Origin of the sequence: Limnothrix sp. FACHB-1083 (genome assembly GCF_014696485.1) — a bacterium.
In the GTDB taxonomy this organism is placed as follows: Bacteria; Cyanobacteriota; Cyanobacteriia; order CACIAM-69d; family CACIAM-69d; genus CACIAM-69d.
Window position 1 is genome coordinate 156,683 of record NZ_JACJQD010000005.1, and the last position, 24,234, is coordinate 180,916.

The 24,234-nt window shown below is 58.8% G+C and carries 21 protein-coding genes; 7 read left to right on the forward strand and 14 right to left on the reverse strand.

What is annotated here, in order from left to right; genetic code table 11:
• Window positions 1–383 precede the first annotated feature (383 nt).
• Window positions 384–1,472 carry an NAD(P)/FAD-dependent oxidoreductase gene (locus H6F46_RS08495; RefSeq protein ID WP_190354437.1) on the forward strand — a complete coding sequence of 363 codons (1,089 nt, stop codon included), beginning with the start codon at window positions 384–386 and terminating at the stop codon, window positions 1,470–1,472.
• 236 nt (window positions 1,473–1,708) lie between these two features.
• On the opposite strand, the gene H6F46_RS08500 is transcribed toward H6F46_RS08495, so the two are convergent.
• On the reverse strand, window positions 1,709–1,897 hold the full coding sequence (locus H6F46_RS08500; protein WP_099532295.1) for a hypothetical protein: 189 nt from the start codon (window positions 1,895–1,897) through the stop codon (window positions 1,709–1,711).
• 171 nt (window positions 1,898–2,068) lie between these two features.
• Here H6F46_RS08500 and H6F46_RS08505 point away from each other — a divergent pair, with 171 nt between their 5' ends.
• Entirely contained in the window at window positions 2,069–2,623 is a 555-nt protein-coding gene (locus H6F46_RS08505) for a DUF2854 domain-containing protein (RefSeq protein ID WP_099532297.1), read from the forward strand.
• A 52-nt stretch (window positions 2,624–2,675) separates the two neighbouring features.
• On the opposite strand, the gene H6F46_RS08510 is transcribed toward H6F46_RS08505, so the two are convergent.
• Entirely contained in the window at window positions 2,676–3,737 is a 1,062-nt protein-coding gene (locus H6F46_RS08510; protein WP_190354435.1) for a dipeptide epimerase, read from the reverse strand.
• A 280-nt stretch (window positions 3,738–4,017) separates the two neighbouring features.
• On the opposite strand from H6F46_RS08510, the gene H6F46_RS19810 reads away from it, so the two are divergent.
• A complete protein-coding gene (locus H6F46_RS19810; RefSeq protein WP_190354434.1) occupies window positions 4,018–4,854 on the forward strand; it encodes a (2Fe-2S) ferredoxin domain-containing protein in 837 nt (278 codons plus the stop codon).
• A 411-nt stretch (window positions 4,855–5,265) separates the two neighbouring features.
• On the forward strand, window positions 5,266–5,640 hold the full coding sequence (locus tag H6F46_RS08520; protein ID WP_199291464.1) for a hypothetical protein: 375 nt from the start codon (window positions 5,266–5,268) through the stop codon (window positions 5,638–5,640).
• 40 nt (window positions 5,641–5,680) lie between these two features.
• Here H6F46_RS08520 and H6F46_RS08525 read toward each other — a convergent pair whose 3' ends face one another.
• Together H6F46_RS08525 and H6F46_RS08530 are read right to left on the reverse strand one after the other, a co-directional pair.
• On the reverse strand, window positions 5,681–6,343 hold the full coding sequence (locus tag H6F46_RS08525; protein ID WP_190354430.1) for an alpha/beta hydrolase: 663 nt from the start codon (window positions 6,341–6,343) through the stop codon (window positions 5,681–5,683).
• Window positions 6,300–7,136 (reverse strand): hypothetical protein, encoded by an 837-nt coding sequence (locus tag H6F46_RS08530; protein WP_190354428.1) that lies wholly within the window; start codon window positions 7,134–7,136, stop codon window positions 6,300–6,302. Before H6F46_RS08530 ends, H6F46_RS08525 begins: the two co-directional genes overlap by 44 nt.
• An 80-nt stretch (window positions 7,137–7,216) precedes the next feature.
• On the opposite strand from H6F46_RS08530, the gene H6F46_RS08535 reads away from it, so the two are divergent.
• Window positions 7,217–8,296 (forward strand): M23 family metallopeptidase, encoded by a 1,080-nt coding sequence (locus H6F46_RS08535; RefSeq protein ID WP_190354426.1) that lies wholly within the window; start codon window positions 7,217–7,219, stop codon window positions 8,294–8,296.
• A gap of 90 nt (window positions 8,297–8,386) precedes the next feature.
• Window positions 8,387–9,112: a triose-phosphate isomerase gene (gene tpiA, locus H6F46_RS08540; RefSeq protein ID WP_190354424.1), complete on the forward strand. Its 726-nt coding sequence runs from the start codon at window positions 8,387–8,389 to the stop codon at window positions 9,110–9,112.
• Window positions 9,113–9,290: 178 nt separating this feature from the next.
• Here tpiA and H6F46_RS08545 read toward each other — a convergent pair whose 3' ends face one another.
• The 5 genes from H6F46_RS08545 to H6F46_RS08565 all read right to left on the reverse strand — a co-directional run bounded on the left by H6F46_RS08545 (window position 9,291) and on the right by H6F46_RS08565 (window position 19,599).
• Window positions 9,291–12,269, reverse strand: a complete 2,979-nt coding sequence (locus tag H6F46_RS08545; RefSeq protein ID WP_190354422.1) for a C2 family cysteine protease — start codon at window positions 12,267–12,269, stop codon at window positions 9,291–9,293.
• A 253-nt stretch (window positions 12,270–12,522) separates the two neighbouring features.
• Complete coding sequence (locus tag H6F46_RS08550; RefSeq protein WP_190354420.1) at window positions 12,523–13,971, reverse strand: polysaccharide biosynthesis/export family protein; 1,449 nt, start codon at window positions 13,969–13,971, stop codon at window positions 12,523–12,525.
• Window positions 13,972–14,096: 125 nt separating this feature from the next.
• On the reverse strand, window positions 14,097–14,891 hold the full coding sequence (locus H6F46_RS08555) for a cyanoexosortase B system-associated protein (RefSeq protein WP_190354418.1): 795 nt from the start codon (window positions 14,889–14,891) through the stop codon (window positions 14,097–14,099).
• Between the two features lie 148 nt (window positions 14,892–15,039).
• Complete coding sequence (locus H6F46_RS08560; RefSeq protein ID WP_190354416.1) at window positions 15,040–15,225, reverse strand: hypothetical protein; 186 nt, start codon at window positions 15,223–15,225, stop codon at window positions 15,040–15,042.
• Window positions 15,226–15,234: 9 nt separating this feature from the next.
• Window positions 15,235–19,599, reverse strand: a complete 4,365-nt coding sequence (locus tag H6F46_RS08565) for a CHAT domain-containing protein (RefSeq protein ID WP_190354414.1) — start codon at window positions 19,597–19,599, stop codon at window positions 15,235–15,237.
• Here H6F46_RS08565 and H6F46_RS08570 point away from each other — a divergent pair.
• Window positions 19,598–19,819, forward strand: coding sequence for a hypothetical protein (locus H6F46_RS08570; RefSeq protein ID WP_190354412.1), 222 nt, complete (start codon window positions 19,598–19,600; stop codon window positions 19,817–19,819). The two genes, H6F46_RS08565 and H6F46_RS08570, sit on opposite strands and share 2 nt — an antisense overlap.
• Here H6F46_RS08570 and H6F46_RS08575 read toward each other — a convergent pair.
• The 5 genes from H6F46_RS08575 to H6F46_RS08595 form a co-directional block, all read right to left on the reverse strand.
• On the reverse strand, window positions 19,781–20,005 hold the full coding sequence (locus H6F46_RS08575) for a DUF2283 domain-containing protein (protein ID WP_190354410.1): 225 nt from the start codon (window positions 20,003–20,005) through the stop codon (window positions 19,781–19,783). The two genes, H6F46_RS08570 and H6F46_RS08575, sit on opposite strands and share 39 nt — an antisense overlap.
• Before the next feature lie 99 nt (window positions 20,006–20,104).
• Complete coding sequence (locus tag H6F46_RS08580; protein ID WP_190354408.1) at window positions 20,105–20,425, reverse strand: RNA-binding protein; 321 nt, start codon at window positions 20,423–20,425, stop codon at window positions 20,105–20,107.
• A 533-nt stretch (window positions 20,426–20,958) separates the two neighbouring features.
• Window positions 20,959–23,409 carry a tetratricopeptide repeat protein gene (locus H6F46_RS08585; protein WP_199291465.1) on the reverse strand — a complete coding sequence of 817 codons (2,451 nt, stop codon included), beginning with the start codon at window positions 23,407–23,409 and terminating at the stop codon, window positions 20,959–20,961.
• Window positions 23,406–23,744 (reverse strand): DUF5615 family PIN-like protein, encoded by a 339-nt coding sequence (locus H6F46_RS08590; RefSeq protein WP_190354406.1) that lies wholly within the window; start codon window positions 23,742–23,744, stop codon window positions 23,406–23,408. Before H6F46_RS08590 ends, H6F46_RS08585 begins: the two co-directional genes overlap by 4 nt.
• Window positions 23,741–23,965, reverse strand: coding sequence for a DUF433 domain-containing protein (locus tag H6F46_RS08595; protein ID WP_190354531.1), 225 nt, complete (start codon window positions 23,963–23,965; stop codon window positions 23,741–23,743). Before H6F46_RS08595 ends, H6F46_RS08590 begins: the two co-directional genes overlap by 4 nt.
• Window positions 23,966–24,234 lie beyond the last annotated feature (269 nt).

Consider the following 24,234-nt stretch of genomic DNA (forward strand, 5'->3'; position numbering starts at 1 on the left):
AAATAGCGTTTGAATCGCCAATGAATGGCTCGCTAATAGCCTGTTTATGGCTTGGTTTCTATGGCTTGGGTGAGAGTTAGCGCCAATCGCTCCCAAAGGTGTCACACAAGGGCGCAGGAATGGCAACTCAACGCCTAAATTTGCTTTGCCCTGGGGTCAGCCCCATTGTACAAAGGGATGGGAAAACGCCCATGGCCTTGACGTAAGATCGCGCTAAATCTCGCTACAATCTTTAGATTTTCTTTGCATTTCGTCTTAGTGTCTGAAGTTCCGGTAACCCTGACCATGGGCTTGGCCGTTTAGCCCGTGCTGCTGGGTTGCCCCAAAAATAACGCAAAGTCTCCGTAAAATTCCTGGCCCGATCGCCCCGATATCAAGTCCCTATGACAACGCTTCCCCCGACTTTAACTCCCTCTCATTCTGTCGCGGTGATTGGCGCAGGTTTGGCGGGACTCACGGCAGCCCGCCAACTGCAAGCGGCCGGGCGATCGGTCGTGGTGCTGGAAAAGTCCCGGGGCTTGGGTGGGCGGCTAAATACCCGTCGCCATTTGGACAGTCGGGCCGATCGAGGCCTGCCCTACCTGGAACCTCAGGGGCCCTTAACGGAAGCTTGGATTCAGGAACTGCAAAACACCAGCGACCTGCAACCTTGGCCCCAACCGCTCCATCACCTGACTGCCGAGGGCTTGCAAACCATCCCGGGGGATCAACGCTGGGCCATGCCCGCTGGTTTGAGCGTTGCGGCCAAACAACTGGCAGCGGGGCTAACGATCGCCCGTGGCCACCGGGCCATTGCCCTGACGGCTCCAGAAAAACCGGGAGAACCTTGGACAATTCAGTGTGATTTTCCGGCGGCGATCGAACCGGAGCAACAGCAGGAATTTTGGACTGCTGGGGCGATCGTGCTGGCCATTCCGGCTCCCCAGGCGGCGGACTTGCTGGAGTCGGTGGCTCCCGACTGGGCCAAGCGGGCCCGCCAAGTGACCTTCGATCCCTGCTTCAGCGTCACGGCCGCCTATGGCCCCGATCGGGAATTGCAGTTGCCCAATGGGGAAACTTGGCAGGGAATTCGGGCCCAAATTCCCACCGATTGGCGCTGGTTAGCCCGCGAAGACAGCAAGGCCGACGGGATCTGGGCCATGGGGCAACCGGTGTTGCTGTTGCAAAGTTCGGCTGCGGTGGCCGAGCGGCTGTGGGATGTGCCAACGCTGGAGGCCGTGGGGCAAGCGCTGCTCGATCGCGCCGGGGCCGATCTGGGCTTGCACTTGCAACAGCCCGAATGGATCCAGGTACACCGTTGGCGCTACGCGATCGCCCGAAACCCACTGGATGAGGGGTGTTGGATTGATCCCGATCGCGCCCTGGCGGTGGCGGGGGACTGGTGTGCAGCGCATCCGCCAGGACAATCCCTAGAAGCGGCAATGCGATCGGGGCTATCTGCTGCCCAAGAACTGCTGGCCCACTGTTTTTAAGGCCCCTTACTTTTAAGACCTTACTAAAGTAGCTGCCTTAATTCATCTGGATTAAATTACATGGCTGTTACCGTCACCTGATCGTTAAGCAGCAAGGGGCTTAAGCCCCTTGTTACCACGACTGGCTCCGCAACTTTAACCCAATGTATTGTCGCGCTACTACGTTTTTCGGGCCTCCTGCAGGGCCCCGCTACCGATGGGATTGGGGATTGATCGCGCCCCCCAGGTTTGGGGAATTAGACCTGGGGAATTGCCTCACCGGGAAAAGCTTCCTCATATTCCGCAATCAAATCATCCAATTCTTCCAAGGCCTGGTTCACATCAATCCGAATCGGGCCCAAATCGGCTCGATCGAGTAGCGACAATAAATAATCTCGTTTGGCCGCAATCGATCGCACCTGATCTTTCAGCACTTGCACATCCATGGCACAGTCATCCTCAGCTTTACGAAAGCGTTCTAAAGGGTTGGGGGCAAAAGGGTTCGGGTCGGTTGTCCAGTCCTGTCGGTGCGGAGTTGGGGATCGTCCCGTCCGCTAGACGAATGGGCCATTCCATCTCAGAATTTACATTAGTTAATGAATACCCGGAACGCGATCGTGTTTGGCAGCCTTCCCCTTGCTCGAATTTTGCTCTATGCCGGTGGAGCCTTAACGGCGATCGCGGCAGTGGCCTATGTCATTGGTAACTCAACCCTGAATCTGATCACCTTTTTTTACGGCGTGCCGGTGCTGTTGGGGGGCTTGGCCCTGAAGGCTGCGGAGTTGAAACCAGCCCCCTACAAAACTCCCACGTCTTCGGAGGTCGTTGCCCTGCGCGATCGCCTGGCCACCCCCACCCAAAACCAGGTGCGCAAGGATGTGACCCGCTATCGCTACGGTGAAGAGGCCCATCTTTCCTTGGCGCTGGAGCGTTTGGGCTTGGCTCCCACGGATCCTGAACGGCCCAAACTGGTCAGCGTGGAAGAGGTGGACTTGCAGGGAGACTATGGGCTGATCCTGGAGTTTGAATCTCCAAAAATGCCCTTTGAAACCTGGCAGACCAAGCGGGACAAGATTGAGCGCTTCTTTGGCCCCAACTTGCGAGCGGAGGTGGCCCAAGGCGAAGGTTCGATCGTGGTTGTGTCGTTGATTTCACCAGCCCCGACGGCCTAGATCTGCCAAAGGACTGCTTCGATCAACCGCTTCGATCGGGCGCTGTCTCTGCCTAAGGCTCTTCAATGGCAGGTTGATCGCGCCGTTGCACCCCTAGCCCTGGCTCGATCGGGGGCAACAATCGACCACCGGGCGCAATCGCCGCGCCCACAAAGGGATCGTCCATCAAATTCAGATGACTATCCAAGTCCAAGTAATCGGCCCAGGGGCCTAGCTGCAAGGCGGCGGTGTTGGCCAAGGCACTGTCGGAATAGCAGCCAAACATCACTTGCAAGCCACAGGCCCGCGCCGTGGCCACCAGCCTTGTGGCCGCCGTCAGACCGCCGGATTTCATCAGCTTGATGTTGATGCCGTGGATGTGGGGCGCAAGCTGCGGAATATCTCGCTCATCAAAACAGCTCTCATCCACAAAAATCGGGAGGGGTGATCGCGCCTTCAGTTCCGCGAGTTGGGTTTCTTGGCCCACGGGCAAGGGCTGTTCCAGATACAGCACGCCCCGATCGGCTAACCAGCGGGCCATCTCGATCGCCCCGGCCAAGTCCCAACCCCCATTGGCATCCACCAAAATCTTGGCCGTTGGGGCTTCTGCCAACACTGCTTCCACCAGGGCCCGATCGGCCGCCAACCCCTCGGGGCTACCGAGCTTCAACTTCAGCCAAGGGGTTTCAATCACCGATCGCCACTGTTGAACCCGCTCCCGGGCCGCCGCCGGAGAGCCAATCCCGATTGTTACGGAAATGGGCGGAATCCGTTCCCGATCGCCTCCCCACAGTTGCCAGAGGGGCAATCCCGATCGCTTGCCCGCCCAATCCCACAGGGCTAGATCGATCGCCGCCCGCGCCGCCGAGGGCAACGAGCGCACCCGATCAGCAATTTGCTGGCGATCGAGCGGGTGGCAGCCGGCCAGTTGCGGCCCGATCGACTCCAGAGCCTTGGCCAAGGCCTCAGTGGTTTGGGCGTGGGCCCCATGCACCACCGGGGAAGCCTCGCCCCACCCTTCGTAGCCCTCTGCAAAGATCCGCAGCCAGAGATTAGTGTTGCCGTGGTTGATGCCGCGACTGATGGTGAGGGGTGATCGCTTGGTGACCGTGAAACGTTCGACGCAAATTTGCATTGCGAGAGAGGAGGGGAATGAGTGGCTAAAGGGCAATCCATAACCGATCGCCCCATTAATCAAACGTTAATTCGCCGTTAACCCATCCAACTGTGCGCAGGCAACCTCCTGCAAACTCTTTCAATCGCCTTGATGCAAGTGTGCCAAGATCCACTAAACTCTAATTGAATAGTTTTCTCAATAAATCAAGCCTGATGGGCTGAAGCGGGGGTGGCGATCGACGTACCCCCTTTGTTTAGCCTCCCTTATTGCAAATCTTTCTGGATAGTTGGAGGACTTCGTGAAGCCGTTTTCGTTCGATCGCCCCTTGCATAACGCGCATAATCCTTTCAACCCCGCCACGCCCCCTCGGCTTGGGCTGCAATCGGTCTTTTATCCCTTTAAAAAACGACAATTTTTCCAACTGAGCGGTCGCATTTGTGCCACCCACACCGATAAGGCCGGCCGCTGCAAGGCGCTTCAACTCGAAACCGACGGACGCATTGAACAGATCAAGTTGGCCAAGCCGTTGCGATCGCGCCTGGGCCACACCTTGCACGTGGGCAGTTGGGTTTCCCTGGCGGGCACGGCCAAATGTCATCCCTACAAAGGGTGGGTGAAGTTTAAGGCCAAGGCCCTCACGGGATCTTCGGTGCAACCCATGGAACCGGCAGGGCGATCGCCCTTCAATCGTTCGGGCAATTTGCCCTGGACTCGGCAACCGGCAGCGCCCCCCACCCGCCCCGCTGCGGCTCCCATGCCCCACCGGGCCCCCTTCACGCCGCCTGCACAGTCCCCTTCACCCGATCGGTCATCGGCGCGCCCAACCGATCACGCAAGCGATCGCTCAACCGATCGCGCCACCACGGGCCCTTCCAACCGCCCCGTCGGCAGAATCCTGATTTGTCAAAAGTCCAGTTGTCGGAAGCGGGGCAGCGATGGCGTTTGCCGGGCCATTAACCAGGCGTTGGCCGATCGGGGACTGAGCGATCGGGTCAAGGTACAAACCACGGGCTGTCTCAAGGAATGTAGTCGCGGCCCGGCGGTGGTGACCCTTCCGGACAAAACCCGTCACACCCGGATCTCGCCCGATCGGATCCCCGAGCTGATTGAAACCCACTTCGGGCAACTGTCTTAGGGTTTGTTCTCCAATCCCTCAGCCCCTTGTGACGACGATTAGGGCATCGAAAATTAACCATTTCCGCTGGATTCCAGGAACAAACGACAGGCCCTAGGGTCTGTCGTCTTCTTTCTGAAACCCTGATGTTTGCGTCGCGCGGCCTGGAGAAACGGAGGCATGGCCCAGAGAACTCGCGTTTTGGTAACTAACCAATGCAAAGTTCTACAGTCTGTTAAAAATTGCGAGCGATCGGTCACAACTCCTTTCCATCTCAGGATTCCACCGATATTCTGGGGTTCAGAAGCGGTAGATAAAAATCGAGTTGGATCTTCTCGGCGGGGGTGTGTAACATCTCTGCCGATTGTTTTTCTCAGCTCCTCAGCCGTTTTGGATCCGTTTCCCAATGTTTTCCAACTTATGAAGCAGTCGATGATGTCTCTGCCGGCGATCTCCTTGGCCATTGGACTCGGTTTGGCAGTTCCAGTGATTGAAAGCGCGATCGCCCCGTCGGTGGTTTTGGCCCAAAGCTTGCCCACCGGCACATTTTCCGATGGGGAATGGACCGTGCGCATTGCTTACCAAGGCAACGCGCTCACCTACTACGGCCGCAATGAAAATAGCGGGGATTCATTGTTTTTGAGCGGGGCTTCCGTGGGTGGCAATGCCAGCCGCCGCACCTACACCTGGAACAATAGCGGTCATCGCTATCGGGTGAGCTGGCAACCGTCGGATCCGGACACAATTCGGGTGGAAGTGTTTTCGCCCAATGGTCGCAGCATTCTGAATCGACTGCTGTATCGCTAGGGTTGCAAGACCTGGGCATGGTCGCCAGGGTGATACCCTCTCAAAACAACAGGCGCGATCGCAGTCGGTCTCCCCATTGATTGAGCTGCTCCAGCCACTGACCACCCCGATCGCGCCATTGTTGCCAAGTTTCCGCTAAGTTCACCAGTCGATCGACCCGCAGATCCACATTCTGAGTCGGGTACTTTTGCAGTAGCTCCAACAGGGAAATTTGACCGTCATTCTCCGCTGCGGCCATCAGGGCCCGGCGGAGATTTTGATTGTTGTCGGTGCGCTTGGGCCCTTGCAACACTTGGCTCAACTGCTCCAACAGGATTGCTCCCTGGGAACTGGCCAGGGCCCGATCGAGCAGCGCAGGGGGCATGGTCACCCGCTGGGTCAAAATTTGGCGCACTCGATCGGGTCGTTGCTGGCTCAGGATCAAATAGGTTTCCAAATCATCCGAGAGTTCTCCCCGATCGGCCCAAGTCGCCAAATCGGTGACCGGCAAGGCTCCTCCCAAAGGGCCGTAGCGAAGGGTGATGGTTTCCGCCGCGATCGCGGGGCCAGTTCCGGCTCCCCAGGCGATCGCGAGGCCGGCGATCGAACCGGTCATCCAACGGGCCAGGGCGCGATCGGGTAGCAGGGTGTGATGAATGGAATCAAGGCGAGCGGCTTGCTCAGGTCGATCGGGACAGGGGCGATCGGAAAGAAAGGTCGGCACTGGAATTGGAGTTGGATGAAGAAGGGTCGCGGGAAGAGTTGGGGAACGCGGGCAATTCATGAACCGACTCGGCGGGAGGATTCAGGGGTGGAGCCGGAGCCACCCGCTGGGCCGGACGGGGCAAATCATCGCGCCAAGGTCCCAACAGTTGCACCGAAACCCAGGCATAGCCCGCATAGGCCGGAATGGTGACCGCCGCGAGCAGGGCGGCAATTCCCCAACCCCAATTGTGGAAGCCGGGCCCTTGGTATTGGGTGCGATAGGGGTCAAAGGGCAGAGCCGATCGATCCAGTTCGTCGCGCAAGTGCAGCGGCCGGCGAAATCGCACCCGGCGATCATCAAACTTTTCCAACAAAATCCAACCGGCCAGGGCTTCTTCGCGACAAAGTTGGGCAAAGGTGACAGGATTGGCAAAGAGGGGGCGCTTGGCGCGCACAATTTTGTATTCCCACTCGATCGCCTGGCGCTCCGAAGGCGCGGTGTCTAGGGGGGGTAAGGCGGCCACGGCCGGATCGATCGGGCGGTGCAAACTCCGCAAAAACTCAACGCAATCGATTAGGTCGGGCTGTGGTGCGAGGTCGGGTTGTCCGGCGCTGGGGTCTATTTCCCGCAGCACCGATGTGAAGTCTTGGGGCGATCGGCTGGCGGGGGAACGGGGCATCCGGCGCGTGGGCCACAATGGCACGTCGCGGGAATCGGCATCGTAATCATCGCGGTAATGATCAAAACCTTCTTCACGAGCTTCATCCGCCGAGGGAAAGCCGGAAGCATCAGGGCCGGATTGCACCGTCATTGCTGCTGAAGCCTGTTGGAATGCGTATGGTGGAATGCGTACCGTGGAAGATGTATCCGCTTTGGGCATTGGGTGGCGAGATGGGCCTCATTGTATCTGAGATATTTGCGTTGGTCGGTGGTGGGCTGGGCCAGACCCGGAACCAGGAAACGGGTGAGCGATCGGGCCCTTGGCGCTGGTTGCTTTGGGGGGCGATCGCCTTGGGGCCCGTCCTGATGCCCGTTACCCATGCCAATGCCCAAGCCGCCGAACCCCCCACCCCCGAGCCAAACAGCAACCCCTGTGGCCCGGCGGTGCTTGATCGACTGGTTCGCCATCGGTTGGCCGCCGGAGAAACCGTCGAAAGCCTCGCCAGTCGCTATAACCTGCTGCCCAGCACCCTGCTGGCCCTGAATCCCAACCTGCGGGGCGGCCAACTGCCCAAACCCGGCACGGAAATTTTGATTGCTCCCATTAACGGAATTCGGGTGGAAACCCAACCGGGCGACAATTGGCAGTCGATCGCCCAGCAATACCGCGTTCGGGCCGACTCTCTGTTTACGGTCAATGGTTGCCAGACCCAACCGGGGCGATCGGTCTTTGTGCCCGGCGTGCTTTGGTCCCCGATCGACCCTGGAGTCGGCGCGCCCCCCAGCGCCAGTGACCCCGACAACGACCTGCTGCGCTACCCCCTGTCGGAAATTAGCCGCCCCCTGACGGACTTTGGTTGGCAAGTGGGGCCCGCCGGAGCCGCCGTCTTTAACAGTTACATCACCCTTGAAGCCCGACCCAGCGCCGTTGTCTTGGCCGTTGGGCCCGGAACCGTTGCCTTTGTGGGCCCCAACTCTGGCTATCCAGGACAACTGGTGGTGATCAATCACCAGGGCGGCCGCCAAACCCGCTATGCCAACCTGGGAGCCACCTCCGTCCAGCGCGGGCAACGGGTTAACGCGGGCACTCGCCTGGGTACGATTCCCAGCCGCCCCACCAACGGTCGCAGCCGTGGCCTGTGGTTTGAAGTTCGCTACAACTCCTCCGTGGGCTGGGTGGCGCAAAATCCTGGCCCTTACCTGCAACGCATGGAACCGGCGCGATCGACCCCGCCCAGCCCCACCGCCCCCACTGGCAACCGACCCAGCCCGCGCCCCAGTCCGCCCCGTAACGGTTCCAGCAATCGATGACGGTTGGCCTTCGCTTCTGAATTGACCGCGATCGCCCGACCCGATAAGGTTCTAGGAGGAAATTTCTAGCGCAATAGGCAACCCCGAACCTTGGCTAAGACCGTCATTGCAGGCAACTGGAAAATGTATAAAACCCAGGCCGAAACCCTGGAGTTTTTGAAGCCCTTCGTTGAGCAAATCGCCGAAACCCCGGACGATCGCGAAATTGTGCTGTGCGTTCCCTTCACGGATCTCAGCGTGCTGTCCAATGCTCTTCACGGCAGCCGCATTCGCATCGGCGCGCAAAACGTCCACTGGGAAGCCAACGGAGCCTATACCGGCGAAATTTCGGCTGAAATGCTGACCGAACTGGGTGTTCGCTACGTGGTGGTGGGCCACAGCGAACGGCGGCAATATTTTGGTGAAACCGACGAAACCGTCAACCGCCGATTGAAGGCGGCCCAAGCGGCCGGCTTAACCCCGATTTTGTGTGTGGGCGAAACCAAACAACAGCGCGACGCAGGCGAAACCCAAACCCACATTGCCCAACAATTGAAGGCGGGGTTGGTGGGCGTGAACCTCAGCAATCTGGTGATTGCCTACGAACCCATTTGGGCGATCGGTACCGGGGACACCTGCGAATCCAAAGAAGCCAACCGAGTGATTGGCTGGATTCGCGATCAACTCAATGGTGAAGACTTGCCGATTCAATACGGCGGTTCTGTCAAGCCCGAGTTGATTGATGAAATCATGGCCCAACCGGAAATTAACGGTGTGTTGGTTGGTGGCGCTAGCCTTGACCCGATCGGCTTTGCTCGGATTGTGAACTATCAATAATTGCCATCATTATTGCCACGATCTGTTCCACTGTTTTGCCTTGCTTTTCTCAACCATTGCTAACCAATAGGCGGGCGATCGAGCGGATATTCCAGCTCGATCGCCCGCCTTCGTTATGATTTCTCGCGCATGACTTTTAGCGCGTGATTGCTAGCGCGTGATTGCTAGCACGTGATTATTAGCGCGTCGCCACATCCTCCGCTTCGCTCAAGAACTCCTCATAGGTCAGGCGGATAAATCCATCCTTGCGGGGTGGGGTCAGCTTATTGCCATCACCATCCCCACTCACCCCAGCAGTTCCGCCGTTATCCTGTCCGTGGGGATTGAAGACCACCACGTAGCGCTGCCCACCTTCCTCAAAAGCATCAGTCACCGTGTAGGCATGGCTGCCATAGAGCAATGACACCTTCTTCGGTGTGGAAGCGGTCACGGTTAGCCCACCCGCCAGAGCGTCCCGAATGATTTCAAAGGTATAACCGGGATTGTCATTCTCCTCAGGCTTGTTGGTGTAGCTCGTTGGTTTGCCACCCAACACCTCGCCTTGGGCTTTGGCTTCTGAGCCACCATTGCCCATCTTGTCGTAACTACCCAACCACTGGGCATAGGCACGCTCCATCACCACGGGCCAGAGGATATTGTTGGGATCCTCAGGGTTTTGGGTGCGGGTTGAACCCGCAATCTTGCCTTCATTGGTGATGAAAGTTTGGTCAACCGTTACATACTCTGCCCGTCCGGTTTGCGAATTGAAGAATCGCACCGTATAGGTTTGGTCGCCATTATTGGTAATCGCATCCAAAATGGTCTGCGATGTACCGGAACCCCGGAAGGGATTCTCTTCAGACGAGGGGCCCAAAGGTTGGCGACGGAATGTTGATCCCAAGGCAGCGATGTAATAGCAATTGCCGAATGGCTCCTGGGCCAAATCGCCAATGATCGGTTGTCCCCTCGTGCCGTAGAGCGTTCCTTGCACAGGCTGATAGGTGAAGTTTGTGGTTGAAGGGTTGGTTGCTGATGAGAACGTATCTGACCAAGTTGGTGTTGGACGCACTTGTCCTAAGAACCAGTTGCCCACCACATCGTCGTTGAAACTACTGGCGCTGATTCCCTCGGCGGCCACTTCGCCTGCAACTTTGCCGGCCAGGTAAAGAACCGGGGCGGGCACATCGAAGGCATCTGTGGAACGAGAGAGGGTTTCCAGGTCAGCCGATTCACTGGCATCAATTTGCCCATCGGCACTCATCACTTGGTAAATCGCCAAATAGTCAGCGCGATCGAGCAATTCGTCATTGGCGTGGGTTTGTACTTCCGTCCGCACACCGTCACTCTTGAGGGCCCCGAGATACGTGCTCAAGCTCGGGCGGGCCCGCTGTACCGTGTTGCTGCCGGGAGCGGCCGTGACCGTGAAGGCTCCCACTTGTTCTTCGATCGAGCTGCTGACGCGCACCAGATAATTGCGTCCCGCTTCCGGCGTGAACGTAAGCTGGGAATTCACATTATTCGGGAAACTGATGTCGTCATTGTCGGCAACCACTAATCCCGAAGCGGCATCCACCACCTCTAGGTAAGGATCCAGAGCCGTGGAGGAGAGGTTCAGTTGCACCGCCTGCCCCGCTGTCACACCGGTCAGGTTGTAATCAGACCGATAGAACCCTTCGGCCTTCAGAGAACTACCGGACAGGGAACCGCTGAGACTTTGCCCCAAACCCAAACTGCCAGCCAGGGTGCTGGAGCCGGTGACGCTGACGCTGAAATCACCCACGGCGCTGACACCCGTGACAAAGCTGGTGACCCGTAGGGTGTAGTCCGTATCGGGTTTGGCGGTGAAACTCAGACCCGCATTCTTGGTGGTGGGGCTACCGTTGTCATTTTCGGCAACCACCTGGCCGGTCGTTTCATCAATGATTTGGACTGCCGGATCAAAACCATTGCGACCGGCAACGGTGATGTCAACTTTTTGATTGCCAACCACATCCGTCAAGAAGAAGTCTTGAGATCGCGCACCGCCTGCTCTGGTCGGGTTCAAGGCGCTGGTGTTGGTCAGAGCGCCACTAATAGTTTGGCCTGGCGCAACCGTTTCAATCGTTTCATTCCCCGTGGAACCGCTGCCCAGGGCTTCCAAATCTAGGCTATAGGTGGTGTTGGCTGCTGAGGTGACACGAGCAAAGTAAGTGCCCGCAAACTGTTGTGGGAAGTAGATTTCACCAGTCTGTCCAGGCGTGGCGATCGTCGATTCCAGCATTTCGCCCCCGTCCAGACGACCGTTATTGTTCAGGTCGCGGAACAGTTCTAGGGTGGCTGGCGCACTGTTTTGGTAAAGGAATAGGCCAAAGTCGCGGTTGCGATCCAGCGAGAAGCGGTACAAGTCACTCTTTCCAGGACTCAGGGTTCCTGTGCGGGTGTCAGTGCCACTGAGAGTTCCTGCGTTGGTGGCGCTGCCTAGGGATAGCCCGATCGCACTAGCCGGAGTTGCTACCGCTTTTTGCTGGAGAGCCAAATTAAAGTTTGTGTTCCCCTCAAACTGATACACGTCCAGGAAATACTGACCGGGAAACAGATTCAGCGTCAGGGATTCAGCCGCAGTGCCTTCGTTTTCCGAGAAGATCAATTCTTCTTCTGGTTCAAACAGGCGGTTTTTGTTTAAGTCTTGCCACAGGGACAGATCTGAATCGGCACTCAGGCCATTCAACGTGGCCGATAGGGTTGAGGTTTCACGAATGCCCAGCTCATAGCTGACGATCGGTTGGTCATCGCTAATGCGACCGGACAAGGTGCGCGTTCCCGTCAAGGGGTCAAGGCTGGTGGTGGGCACCTCCACGATCGGCTGCGGTTGAATGCTCTTGTAGCCGAACCGAGCCAGGGCGGCCGCCAACAGCTCTTCGTAGCGCTTGTTGTCTCGCCTGATTCGATCGCTCGCTTCGCCTGTCAGGGGATCTACGCCCTCTGGAAGGGTCGCACTGCCTCCCTCCGAGGGCAAGGTTGTGGAGTTCACGAACAGATCGCTAGAAATGCTGCCCAAAAAGCTCCCAACCTGATTGACACCCAAGAACGTTAGGGTATCTGCCAATGTGCCATTGGTAACAATTGCACCCTGATTTCCACTAAGCGTTTCGATCGATCGTTGCGTTGCATCGATCGACCCAAAAAGATCGCTATTCATAAATTACGCTAAGTCCCAAAAGAGTACTGGAGAGATTAAGTCAGTGACTTTAGCTGCTGCAACGATCATTCCAGTCGATCGTGCAAAACATCACTAACTTTTCCGTGCCAGATTTAGCCGCTCATGCTAACAGCCCATAATCTGGAATGGGTTTAGTGTTACAAGAGTGTTACGGCAGTGTTACGCCTAATAATTGCCTATTTTCTCAAGTATCCATTGCCTCACCGCCACTTCATCTCCATCTAATTGTTGGCTAATTATTATTGCTACTGCTGCCTTCTTCTTGCGTCTCTGCTGGTCCTCCAAACGTGCCACCGGGGCCAAACAAGGACGTGGCCGCCTCATCCAATTGTTGGAAAAAGAGCAGGAAACCCAAGACATCTCGGAACGGCTGGGTCACGGTGTTCAAGGCATAGGTAACGCGAGCGATGAGGTTGCGATTCACAACTACCACGTCGTTATCGCGCAGGGGAGGATTATTGGCTGGATCGCCCATAAACGCAGCTTTGCCATCCAGAATTCGGGTAACCGGTTTGCCCTGTTCTGGATCAAAACGAATGAGGGCAATTCGCCGGAGCCGGGCGGTATCCAATGACACGCCATTGAGCGCATCAATGAAGGTGCTGCCGTTGGGCAGGGTGAGGGTGACCAGGCCACCGCGACCGGCATAGTTCACCATCCGAATCCGAATGGCGGCGCGGGCTACGTTGCTGCGGGCCATCAGGTCTGCGTCATAGCCCGGATCAATGCCGGATTCGCGCCGAGGCACCACGATCGCATCGCCATCTTGCAGATAAATCCGTGGTTCCGGGGCCCCTTCCACGAGCAGGGAGAGTAGGTTCACGTTTTTCTCGATCGTGGAGCCGTCGGGCAGTTGGCGGCGAACTTTGATAGCCCGTAAATCAGCCCAGTCGGTGGCTCCGCCGGAGGCCACTAGGGCGGTCACAACCGTATCAAAGGGGCTGACTCGATAGAACCCGGGTTTGACCACTTCGCCAGTGACCACAATGTCAGGATTCACGGGGGTGAGCACGCCGACGGTGACGATCGGGTTAACGAGATAGCGTTCGTAACCCTGCTGTAGAAACTTTTGCAGTTCGGCGGTGGTTAGCCCTTCCGCATTGACGATTCCCAGTAGGGGGACGGAAATTTGCCCCTGAACATTAACGATGGTGGAGGTGTTGAGTTCGGGGAAGCCTTGCACCTGAATGGCGATCGTGTCATAGGACGAGAGGCGATAGACCCGCCATTCCGGGGGTGGTGCGGTGAGGGATTCGGGCCAGTCGGGAATGGGTTGTCCTGGTTGTCCCAGTTGCCCCGGTTGCAAAAGTGGCACTGGGGCGGCGTTGGGGCCGGAGGGTTGAGCCGGGTCCGGGCCGGGGGCCGGTTGGGCTGGGGTTGTTGGGGTGGCTGGCGGCCGGTTGGGCTGGGGGGCCGCTTGGATGGGTTGGAGTTGGGGGCGATCGGGGCCCGATCGGGGAATGTCCGGAAACACGACTTCAGCGGTGGATGCGGCGGCGGACGGATCGGAATCGCGATCGGGCTGATTAACGGGCTGATTAACGGGTTGATCTAAACCTGAGCCATTCGCTCCCTGGCGAGGCGTTTGGGCCAAGACGGCGATCGCCTGACTACTGAGCAGGACGATCGGTAAACAACGGCTGAGGGCCAAGGTCAAGGCGGGCAGGGAGGAACGGGCCATAGGACAGAAAAGGGCAGCAACGGCAGAATCAGCGGCATCCAAAGTATCCAGTCAGCAGAATTCAATCAGGGGCAAAGGGCAGCAATGCCATCCCGATTGAGCCATGCAGCAATTCGCGATCGGCGCTAGCGATCGACCTTGGGGGGGACGGGTTTCAGCGGCCCCATCAGCAGAACTTGCTGCACCTGTTGCGCCAGGTCGGTTAAGCGGGCTTGATAGTTCTGATCCCACTCATCCAAGGGCTTATCCGTAGGCAACAGCAAACTGACCGCTACCCAAGGGGTGTGGCCCTGTTGCCATTGGGCCAGTTGATCACGCCAAAACCATTGGCTGGGGGCCGGGTCACCCCCTTGGGGCCAGGCATACCAGGACAGCAGGAAATAGGTTTGGTGCTGACTGGTCCAAAGCCGCACCAGCCGGGCCCGAAAGGGCGGCAGGCCCGCCGGGGCCAGGGTCAAGGTCTGTTCTGAGTCTGTTTGCAGGCCGTCGCCCAGCCAGTTGCCGGAGTCGAGGGCGGTCCATTCCACTTGGGGCCGATCGCGCCCACGCTTCATGGGCATCAGCAACAACACGGCGCGATCGCGTTGGGCTGCGGCGTTGGGAGTTGCGCCCGGGCCTGGGGGCCGCACTCGCTCGATCGGCTGCCAAAGCCACTGTTCACCGCCCAAACTGCGCTGGCTGATCTGTTGGGTTTGCCAACCGGGGATGGCTAAACCCTGTTTGGGTAATTGCCGCAGGGTTTTCAGTTGGCTGGGGTTGCCGGCTCGTTGCCAGCGCCAGGCCCCACCCGCCACATAACCCGGCAAGGATCCCAGGGCGATCGCCCCCAACAGGCCCAGGGCCAGCAGTTTTGAGCGGTGGCGGCCCCAGAAATTTTGAGCGGGGGCGGGTTGCGAGTCCGAAGTGGAAGAGTCGGTCATGGGAGAACAGCAGCGGCGGGCAAGGACAGGCTCAAGAGCAAAAATCAAAACCAAACCAGAATCAAATCAAGACCCAATCAAAACCAAGCCAGAATCAAATCAAAAGACCAAATCAAGATCAAATCAAAATCAGAAATTAAAACACCAACTAAAGCACTAACCAAAACAGGAACCAAAATGGCAACAGATGCACCATGATTAGCTGATCCGCAGGCCAATCCTCTCGCCAGGATAGCGGGCTGGGACTGGTGGCCGCCAAGGGCAACGCGATCGCCCGGGGAATCGATCGCCAGACGGGTCGATCGATTCGGGATCGATTTGAAATCGATGACACGGCCGCAAATTACCAAGGACTGCCAATCGTGGTGAAGCTGGCCCAATAGTAGGGGTGAGCTAGGGAAAAAGTCGCTAACTTGCTCGACTCCGGCGGCAAATCGACAACGCCACCGGGAAACACCAAGCGCCCATCTTCGGCCCGGGTTTGCCCCCGCAACATGGCAACTTGGGCCCGGCGCAGGGCTTCCGCTTTGATGGGAGCCGATCGCAGGGCATCATAGAACCCCGCCATCAGCCCCAAGGTTCCCTCATCACTCACATACCAGAGGCTAGCCACCACGGATTTCACCCCCGCATCCACCGCAAAGCCCGCAAATCCCAACTCCGCCGACTCATCCCCGATCGCCGTGCGACAAGCGCTCAGCACCAACAATTCCACGGGCGGACTGCCCAAACCCAAGTAGCGCAAATCACTGACGGCTAACCGTCGATCCCATAACCGCACAAAGGAATCTTGGGGAGAGCCGGGTCGAAAATCCGCGTGGGTGGCCAAATGCAAAATCGGGAACGGGTTCGATCGCCGCTGACGTTTCAGGTTTTCTAAGTTGAACTCTTCATTCAGAAAGGTTTTATCCCGGGGAATCAGCCGTTGGATCGTGGCCAGTTCCACCGGCACGGCGGGCAACGGCGGCAAATCCGTGAACTCCGAGGCCCCAAAACTGAGCACCGGGGCCGATCGAATAGGTTCAAACTGCGTATCGGTCAGGTTGATGCTGGGAATTAACCCAACGCTGTATTTCTCAATCAAAAACTGCTGGCCATCGTGCAACACGGACACGGGCAGCGATCGCATTCCGCGATCCATCGAAAAGGCGATCGTGTCCACCTGATGGCGCACCAAATCTTCAGCCACGGGCCCCACAATCCAGCGATAAAGCTGTTCGGCCGGGGGGCGGTAGGTGTTGCTGATGCGGGCAACGGGGGTGGTGATGGCGGCTCGCAAATCAATCACCGCCTTCAAAACCCGATCGCGCGGGGCCTCGCGCACCACGCGATAGATCGGTGGCGCGTCGGGAATCACCAAAATCACATCCAACTGCTCAGGGCGAGCGAAGGTATACAAAATCGCCGGTTTCAGTCCCGTTTTTGACTCTAAACGGCGCAACGTGCCCTGAAGGTCGGGAAAACTCTGCACATCGTTGCTCAGGGCCCGACCCAGATAGCCGTTGGTGAGGGTGGTATAGAGTCGATCGATTTCCACCGCCGCCCGATCCGAAGCGCCGCCTTTCAGGTGGTCAATAATTTGCCGACGGACCACCTGTTCAATGGCCGCCAAATTGTCCCCCGATCGCCCCCCGGTGCCCATGGGCCGTTGCTGCACGATGCGCCCCGCTTCCGGGTCAGGGCGATCGCCCTCCGCTTCTGGCTCCACAACGGGCGTGGGCGTGGGACTCGGAGAAGGAGTCGGCGTGGGACTCGGAGAAGGAGTTGGACTCGGAGAAGGAGTCGGCGTGGGACTGGGAGAAGGAGTCGGCGTGGGACTTGGAGAAGGGGTCGGCGTGGGACTCGGAGAAGGCGTTGGCGTGGGGCTAGGGGTGGGACTGGGAGAAGGAGTCGGTGTGGGCGTGGGGGTGGGAACTGGCTCGCCCGTGGTGATGAATTCGATGTTGCCCTGGGTGAAGGGGCCCGGAAAGGAACCGGTGCTGATGGTGCTGCTGCCGGTGGATACGCCACCGGCCAAACCATTGCCGCCGCTGCTGGGCGTTTCGCCCACCACCAAAGGCACAACGGGCGTTTGGGAACCGCCACCATGGGTGATGCGGACGGCATTCCCTCCCTGGCTGCCGCCCGTGGCGATGCTGGTCAAAACACCCGATCGATCAATGAAGGCCCCCAGGGCCCGGAAAAAGCGCGTGCTCACAATGTCCACACTGCCACCCCGACCATCGCTCCCCCCTTGGGCGTTCAGGCTGGTGATTTGCACATCGCCCGGGCCCGTGAGGGTGAGGTTGGCGTTGCCGCCGTTGCCCCCAATGGCGCTGAGATTCAGGGTTCCCAAACTGATGCCGGTGCGGGCGCGGGCCTGGAGATTGCCGCCTTGGCTGTTACCGCTGGCGTTCAGGTTGCCCCCACTGATCTGATCGGTGGCGCTGATCAGCGTGATGCTACCGGCGGCATTTTGTCCCTGGGTGCTGAGGCTGCCAAAGCTGAGGGCCCGTTGGGCCGTGAGGGTGATGTTGCCGCCGCCGTTGCCCGCAGCCGTGATCAAACCGGCGATCGCGGCGCTGTTGTTGCTGCTGGCGATCGCCACATTGCCGGCCACGCCAATCACCGGAGCACTGGTGGACAGGTCGCCACTGAGGGCGATCGGGCCGCTGCTGTCGATCGTCACGCCGCCGCCGCTGCCATTGTTGCCGATCGCCTGGAGATTGCCCCCCACCGTCACCCCCGTGCTGCCATTGAGCGTGACTGCTCCGCCGGACTGACTGCCGCTACTGGTGATGGCTCCGGTGGCGATCGCCCCGCCCGAGGTGCGCAATGTCACTTGCCCCCCGATCGGGCCCTGGCTGGAGATTGCGCCCGTGGTCAGGTTACCTGGCGCAGACAGGTTAATCGCCCCGCCGATGGTGTTCATGTCGCCCGTGGTGATGGAGCCGCTGCTGCTATTGAGGGTGATCGGGCCACCTTCGTTACCGGTGGTGCGCAAGGAGCCGGTGGTGATGCTGGAGCCGGCCGAGAGGTCGATCGCCCCGCCCTGGGTTTCCAGCCGCCCGATCGAGATCGCCTCGCCCGCTTGGATGGTGATTGGTGCGCCCAAGGTGCTCAACACATCGGCGGAATCCAAAAACCGCACATCGCGCCCCGCCGTGAACCGCACCGACCCACCATTGGCCATCCGCAGACTCAGGCGATCGTCAAGCAAATTTTCCAGCACAATATCCCGCTCCGCTTCCAGGATCAGGTTAGCGGTGCTCAACAACAGTTCTAAGCGCCCCTCACTGATTGTGAAGTCCACGGGAGCGGGCGGCCCCGTAAAAAAGCCTTGATCGGTGCGCAGAATCTGATTTTCTGGCTGGCCAAAGGGCACATTACTACTCAGTTGTGAATCATCACTGCCCAGGACACCAGGCACAATCCGAATGTCCTGAGGATCCAGCAGCAGCGTGCCCAAGGGGCCCAAGGGAGCCGTCAGATCCACCGTTCCCCGCACGGCCAGTTCCCCCTTGGCCGACAGTTCCACAAAACCACCCGGGCCACCGTTGGGGCCGCCCCGGGCCGCGATCGCCCCGCTATACCAAGTCAAACCATCGGCCCAGACAATCACCTGACCACCGGCCCCTCGATCGGTGGCGTTGGCCTGAATTTGGCTGGCCCGATCGACCCAAGTGGCCCAAGCGCTGAACAGATTACCGCTGCCCCGTTCGCTGCCACCAATTTGCACCCGACCGCCCCCCTGGGGGCCACTGGCTTCCAAGTTAGCCCCCACCAGACCCACCCGATCGCCCCCGATCGTGATGCTGCCGCCGGGGCCGGTGGAGCGGGCGCTGTCCACATTTCCGGCCACCACCACACCCCGATCGGGCAAGGCCACAGGCCCCGACGCGGCAGACTGCAACAGCACCGAGCCATCAGGATTGATCACCAACTGGGATGCGGCGGCGGTGGGGCTACCGGCCAACAATTCCGCCAGCGATCGCCCCCCGATCGCCCCCGGTTCCGGCAAGGCCACTTCCAAGGTCAAGGTGGATCCATCGGGCGCGATTCTGACCCGATTCGTGCCGGGAATGGCGGCCACGGTCACGTTGCCCCCGGGCGCTTGCAGCCGGCCCGTGGACACCACGGAACCACCGCCCAACAGCCACAGATTTTGTCCTTCGCCCACGGCCAGGGAACCCCAGCTCAACAGATGACCCGGGCGATCGCTCACAAAATCCAGCCATTGCAGGGAACCGCTCAAGCCGCGAAAGTCCACGGATCCTTGGGCAGAAAACCAACCGCCATCGCTGAAGCCCAGCCGATCGGCGGTGGTGGCCATAAACGAGGCGGGCACATCCAACCGGGCCCCAGCCCCAAACAGGATCCCCGCAGGATTCATTAGATATAAATTGGGCTGGCCGCCGGAGACCCGAATCAGCCCTTCAATCACGGACGGTTCACCCCCAGTGACGCGCCCGACGATCGCCCGCAAGTCCGGTGTGGCCAAAAAGTTGGCAATTTCCTGGGGACTGAGGCCCAGCCGCTGAAAGCTGTGGAACAGGTTATCGCCCGATCGGGTTCCGCCGTTGATGTTGTATTGGTTGCCCTGTTGTTGAACGGTAGTGCCCAGGCCGTCGTTGGCGGGAACGATCGCCGGTTCGGCATGGACGGGGCTGGCCATGAGGGCCATGCCGATTCCAAAAATCCCGATCGCCGTTTGCCGGTAACTACCCATGGCTTTTCCTCGCTCGATCGCTGGGGGTGGATCTGTCCTTAGGGCGATCGTAGCTCGCAAACGGTTGATTAACCCTGGCTTAATTTGGAGCGGCGGGGTGATTGGGGCGATCAAAGAGGTCGGCGGCGCGATCGCCCCTCAGGATCACGAGTCGGTTGTCGGCGGCAATGGGGCGATCGGGTTATGCGGTCTGATTCTGGCTGGCGTTCAGGATGGTTAAGCCGACCAAGATTTCGTTGTGATAGTGATAAATGATGTTGTCTTCGAGCGTGCTGTCGTTGGCGTTTTGGGGTTTACGAAAGCTGAGATAGAGAACATCGGCGATCGGGTCGTAGCTACTCCAAATTTGGTTGGAGGGAGCCTGGAGCAGGTGGGGGATAGCGTTTAGGATTGCGGGCGTTGCCATTGGATGCCTCGTTGGGTGATTTTGTGGGGTTTTGAGGTCAAGAATGCAGCGCTCACGCAGCCGTCTCTTGTTCAGGAGCATTGGCCCCATCGATCCACACTAAGGACACAGATTGAGTGGTACAAGGGCTTGATGAAGCACTGTGGGGCGAGCGCTTAGATAAACTTCACATTGATTGCTTTCGTTGTAGCCTACGACGATCGCCCCAACTTTCGCGCCAATAGGTGGATACATTGCTGGTTTCATAATGCCTTGATCGAGAAAATCAGGCAGCTTAATTAAACCTTTAGCAATGGGATGATTAATGTTTAGAAAAATGCCGAAGGGAGCGTGATGCTCAACGATACCAATGACCAATTGACCTAGCGGGTAGCGATCACTGAGAACTTCTGATGGCTCGATCGAGGTAGTGGTGGTCATGGAATTTACTCTGGCTTTAAGGGTTGTTGAATGCGGCTTGGGTGAGGGGGTGGTCGGAGAGTTCGGCGGCGCGATCGCGGGTCGGTTGTCGGCGGTAATGGGGCGGGGTCGGGTAGGGGCGTACCGCTGTACGCCCTCCGCCAGGGCTGATCGCTTGACACGAATTGGTTTGCGGAGATCTCGCGTATCGGAGGGCGCATGGCGATGCGCCCCCACGGGATTTTGGGGTCAATGGGGCGATCGCGTAGGGTGAGTGGGAGAACGCTTGCGGGGTAACGATTTGGCTGGTTTGGCTCCCACGCACCGTCGATCGCCCCTGGGGATCACGAGTCGGTTAGCCTGCGTCAATGGACGACGGGTAGGGTGCATGGGAGCAAGGCAAAGGGGTCACGAAAGGGTTGCTTGGTACTCCCATGCACCGAGGATTGAGCGCGGCCCAACCGATTGGGAGCGTCGTTGAATGCGGCATGGGTGGCGGTGCATGGGAGATCAGGGGTAATGGTCGTTGACGGCCGAGCGTTCTCCCATGCACCCTACCCGTCGCGGGTGGTGAGTTGTTGCAGGATGGATTGGGTGAGGGGGTGGTCGGAGAGTTCGGCGGCGCAACCTTGCTGGAGGGTGGCTTGCACCAGACCGTACAAACTTTGGATGCTGCCTTGGGTGTCGGGATGGGCTTCACCCAACTTCTGCACCCGAATCTCCAAAGCACGCAGCAACAGCCGCTCGGCTTCACCCCAACGATTTTGGTGATAGTGCAGCACTGCCAAGTTGTTGAGGCTTTGGGCGGTGTCGGGATGGTCGGCTCCCATCACTCGCTCACGGACTTCCAACGCTCGCCGGAGGAGGGGTTCCGCTGTCTCGTACCGGCCCTGGGCTGCGTAGAGGTTTGCCAAGTTGTTGAGGCTTTGGGCGGTGTGGGGATGATCGGCTCCCAGCACTCGCTCACGGATTTCCAGTGATCGCTGATAGAGGGGTTCCGCTGCCTCGTACCGCCCCTGGAGTCGATAGAGTTCTGCCAAGTTGTTGAGGCTGGTGGCGGTGTCGGGATGGTCGGCTCCCAGCAATCGCTCACGGATTTCTAGCGATCGCCGGTAGAGAGGTTCCGCTGCCTCATACTGTCCCTGGAATCGATAGAGTAATGCCAAGTTGTTGAGGCTGGAGGCGGTGGCGGGATGGTCGGCTCCCAGCACTTGCTCCCAAATTTCCAGAGATCGCCAGTATAGGGGTTCCGCTGTCTCGTACCGTCCCTGGGATCGATAGAGTTCTGCCAAGTTGTTGAGGCTGGAAGCGGTGTCGGGATGGTCGGCTCCCAGCAATCGCTCCCAGATTTCCAGCGATCGCCGGAAGAGGGGTTCCGCTGCCCCGTACCGTCCCTGGGATCGGTAGAGTTCTGCCAAGTTGTTGAGGCTGGCGGCGGTCTTGGGATGGTCGGGGCCGAAGCGGCGTTCGGTGGTGCTCAAGCAGTCACTGTAGTGCTGTTCGGCTTCAGCCCAGAGACCCTGCCCCATCGCCAGCCACGCCAGGGCAATGAAGGGCCAAGTGGAATCGTCATCAGCAATCTCGCCACTGGCCGCCGCTGCCGTTTCCAAGTGCGGCCAGGCGGGGCGGGTACGCGCCAAGTCAGCCAGCGTCACCGTTGACGGAACCGTTTTCGCCACGCTCACCATTTGCCCCAAAAACGCCTGTTGCAGCGCCCCGCCCTCGGGCCAGTCCGCCCGTTTGGCTGCGAAAAACTCCCGAATCAGCGGATGCAATTTGTATTCTTCCGGGCCTGTTCGCTCCAGCAAACTCAGTTCAACCAACCGGCGACGGGCTTGGGTTAATTGGTCGCGATTCAACAGCAAACACCACTGCTCCAAGGGAGTAGCCGGTTTCTGGGTGATCCATTGCCACAATCGATCGCGCTTGCGTTGGCGACGGGGTTGAGGTTGGGGCTGGGTTTCACAGCGGACAACAGTCGCCTCCACCAACTCCCAAGGAATTGGGCCATTGCCAAAACAACCCAACAGCACAGCCAATTGCTGAGGCGCGGGGGCAAGCTGCTGCCAACTGATGTTGAAAGCGATTTCAATTTTGCTCATCGCTTCATGCCGAAGTTTTTCCCGTTTCAGCCGCTCTAAAACCGACTGAATCGACCAATCCGGCTCCAACTTCAGCAAGCTACCAACTAACTCAATCCCCAAAGGCAAATAGCCCAGCCATTCGCACAGCGCCGCCGCCGTCTTGGGTTCCGCTGCGATCCGCTCCCTTCCCACAATGCTTTCAAGCAACTGGAGCGCCGCCTCTGGGGTCAGCACCGGCAACTCCAGCCGCTCAACCCCCTGAAACTGCGCCCGCGTCGTGACCAACACCCGAAATCGCGAATCGCTCGGCAAAATCGCCGCCACTTGGGTGCGATAGTCCGTCACATCATCAAAAATCAACAACACCGACTCCGGCGGCACTTCCTGGGCCGGCCAATGGCCAAAGCAATAGGCCAACTGCTCCGGCAAATCACCCAACTCCGCCAGATCCACCGTCGGGAAAAAGCGCGATCGGGCAAAGTTCAGCAGCTCAACCCCCGCCCGTTCCCCCGCCAGCCACACCACCCCGCCGCGATAGGTTTCGTGCAGATGTTGCCGCGCATATTGCACCGCCAGCTCACTCTTGCCCACGCCGCCCATGCCATCCACACTGGCGATCGCCACCCGGTGATCTCCCTTCTGGAGCAACTGGTGCAACTCTGCCAACACCTGATCACGTCCAAAGAAGCGATCGCGCGCCACCCCCCGATCCTGCAAATTCGTCGGCGGCCCATCCCCAGTCGGTTTCGGCGGTGGGGCTGACGGGTAAACATGGACGTGCTTATCACGCGCAACGTTATCGCCCGAACCACTGTGGTTCTGCTCGATGCGATCGCCCATTGTCTGTTCAACCTTGCCAATGTTGACCGTGGCTTGATCGTTAGCAATGATGCCCTGCTGGATTTCGGGCCGATCGCTCATGGCTCGTGCAACTCCAAACAATCAATCTCAGAATTCGTGAGCAATTCCCGAATCGCCTCAATCCCTGACCTCAGCATCGATTCCACCTTAGCCGTTGGAGCATTGCCGCAACGCAACCACAGCACCTTGGGCGGCGAACCATAGAGCCGACTGCGTTCCGCAAAGTCCGCATCCTGGGTGACGATGCAAAATCCGCGATTGCGCGCAAACTCCCAAATTTCACTGTCAGGGGCTTCCGCCAGCCCTTCCAACTGCACATGGCTCGCGTCCGGCAACAGATCCGCCAGTCGTCCCAACAGTTTTCGGCTCAGATTTTGATCGAATAACAGTCTCATGCCGCGATCGCCACAAGTCGATGATCGCGATCGGCTGCAAAGGCCAAGCAAGCCAAAATATCCTGCATTGTCAGCTCTGGGAAATCATCCAAAATTTCCTCAAAGGTCATCTCCGCCGCCAACCAACCCAGCACGTCATAGACCGTAATTCGCATACGCCGAATGCATGGCTTTCCACCTCGTTTATCCGGCTCGATCGTAATGATTTGGCGATAGTCGATCATGGCTTTGTTTGTCGGTTGCTCTTAACTGAAATGTTGCGTGATCGGCGCGTTGAAAACGGGGGGCTGATTGGCCATCGGAACCGCGATGCCTGCGAATGCCAATGTTGTGGGTTCCATACGTCCTACCGATCGAATGCTCTTTTGATTTGATTGATTTAATGCGATCGAATCCTCCGGGCTGGGGGAAAACCGGGGCGATCGCGCCTCACATCTGCATTAAGTTTACTCACTCCCCCAAACAGCGCCATGGTATCGGGGGCGATCCA

What these genes read in the sequence shown, in the direction of transcription:
- H6F46_RS08495 (WP_190354437.1), top strand. Translation starts at nt 384, where the DNA reads ATGACAACGCTTCCCCCGACTTTAACTCCCTCTCATTCTGTCGCGGTG.
- H6F46_RS08500 (WP_099532295.1), bottom strand. Translation starts at nt 1,897, where the DNA reads ATGGATGTGCAAGTGCTGAAAGATCAGGTGCGATCGATTGCGGCCAAA.
- H6F46_RS08510 (WP_190354435.1), bottom strand. Translation starts at nt 3,737, where the DNA reads ATGCAAATTTGCGTCGAACGTTTCACGGTCACCAAGCGATCACCCCTC.
- H6F46_RS08520 (WP_199291464.1), top strand. Translation starts at nt 5,266, where the DNA reads ATGATGTCTCTGCCGGCGATCTCCTTGGCCATTGGACTCGGTTTGGCA.
- H6F46_RS08530 (WP_190354428.1), bottom strand. Translation starts at nt 7,136, where the DNA reads ATGACGGTGCAATCCGGCCCTGATGCTTCCGGCTTTCCCTCGGCGGAT.
- H6F46_RS08535 (WP_190354426.1), top strand. Translation starts at nt 7,217, where the DNA reads ATGGGCCTCATTGTATCTGAGATATTTGCGTTGGTCGGTGGTGGGCTG.
- H6F46_RS08545 (WP_190354422.1), bottom strand. Translation starts at nt 12,269, where the DNA reads ATGAATAGCGATCTTTTTGGGTCGATCGATGCAACGCAACGATCGATC.
- H6F46_RS08550 (WP_190354420.1), bottom strand. Translation starts at nt 13,971, where the DNA reads ATGGCCCGTTCCTCCCTGCCCGCCTTGACCTTGGCCCTCAGCCGTTGT.
- H6F46_RS08555 (WP_190354418.1), bottom strand. Translation starts at nt 14,891, where the DNA reads ATGACCGACTCTTCCACTTCGGACTCGCAACCCGCCCCCGCTCAAAAT.
- H6F46_RS08570 (WP_190354412.1), top strand. Translation starts at nt 19,598, where the DNA reads ATGGCTTTTCCTCGCTCGATCGCTGGGGGTGGATCTGTCCTTAGGGCG.
- H6F46_RS08565 (WP_190354414.1), bottom strand. Translation starts at nt 19,599, where the DNA reads ATGGGTAGTTACCGGCAAACGGCGATCGGGATTTTTGGAATCGGCATG.
- H6F46_RS08575 (WP_190354410.1), bottom strand. Translation starts at nt 20,005, where the DNA reads ATGGCAACGCCCGCAATCCTAAACGCTATCCCCCACCTGCTCCAGGCT.
- H6F46_RS08580 (WP_190354408.1), bottom strand. Translation starts at nt 20,425, where the DNA reads ATGACCACCACTACCTCGATCGAGCCATCAGAAGTTCTCAGTGATCGC.
- H6F46_RS08585 (WP_199291465.1), bottom strand. Translation starts at nt 23,409, where the DNA reads ATGAGCGATCGGCCCGAAATCCAGCAGGGCATCATTGCTAACGATCAA.
- H6F46_RS08590 (WP_190354406.1), bottom strand. Translation starts at nt 23,744, where the DNA reads ATGAGACTGTTATTCGATCAAAATCTGAGCCGAAAACTGTTGGGACGA.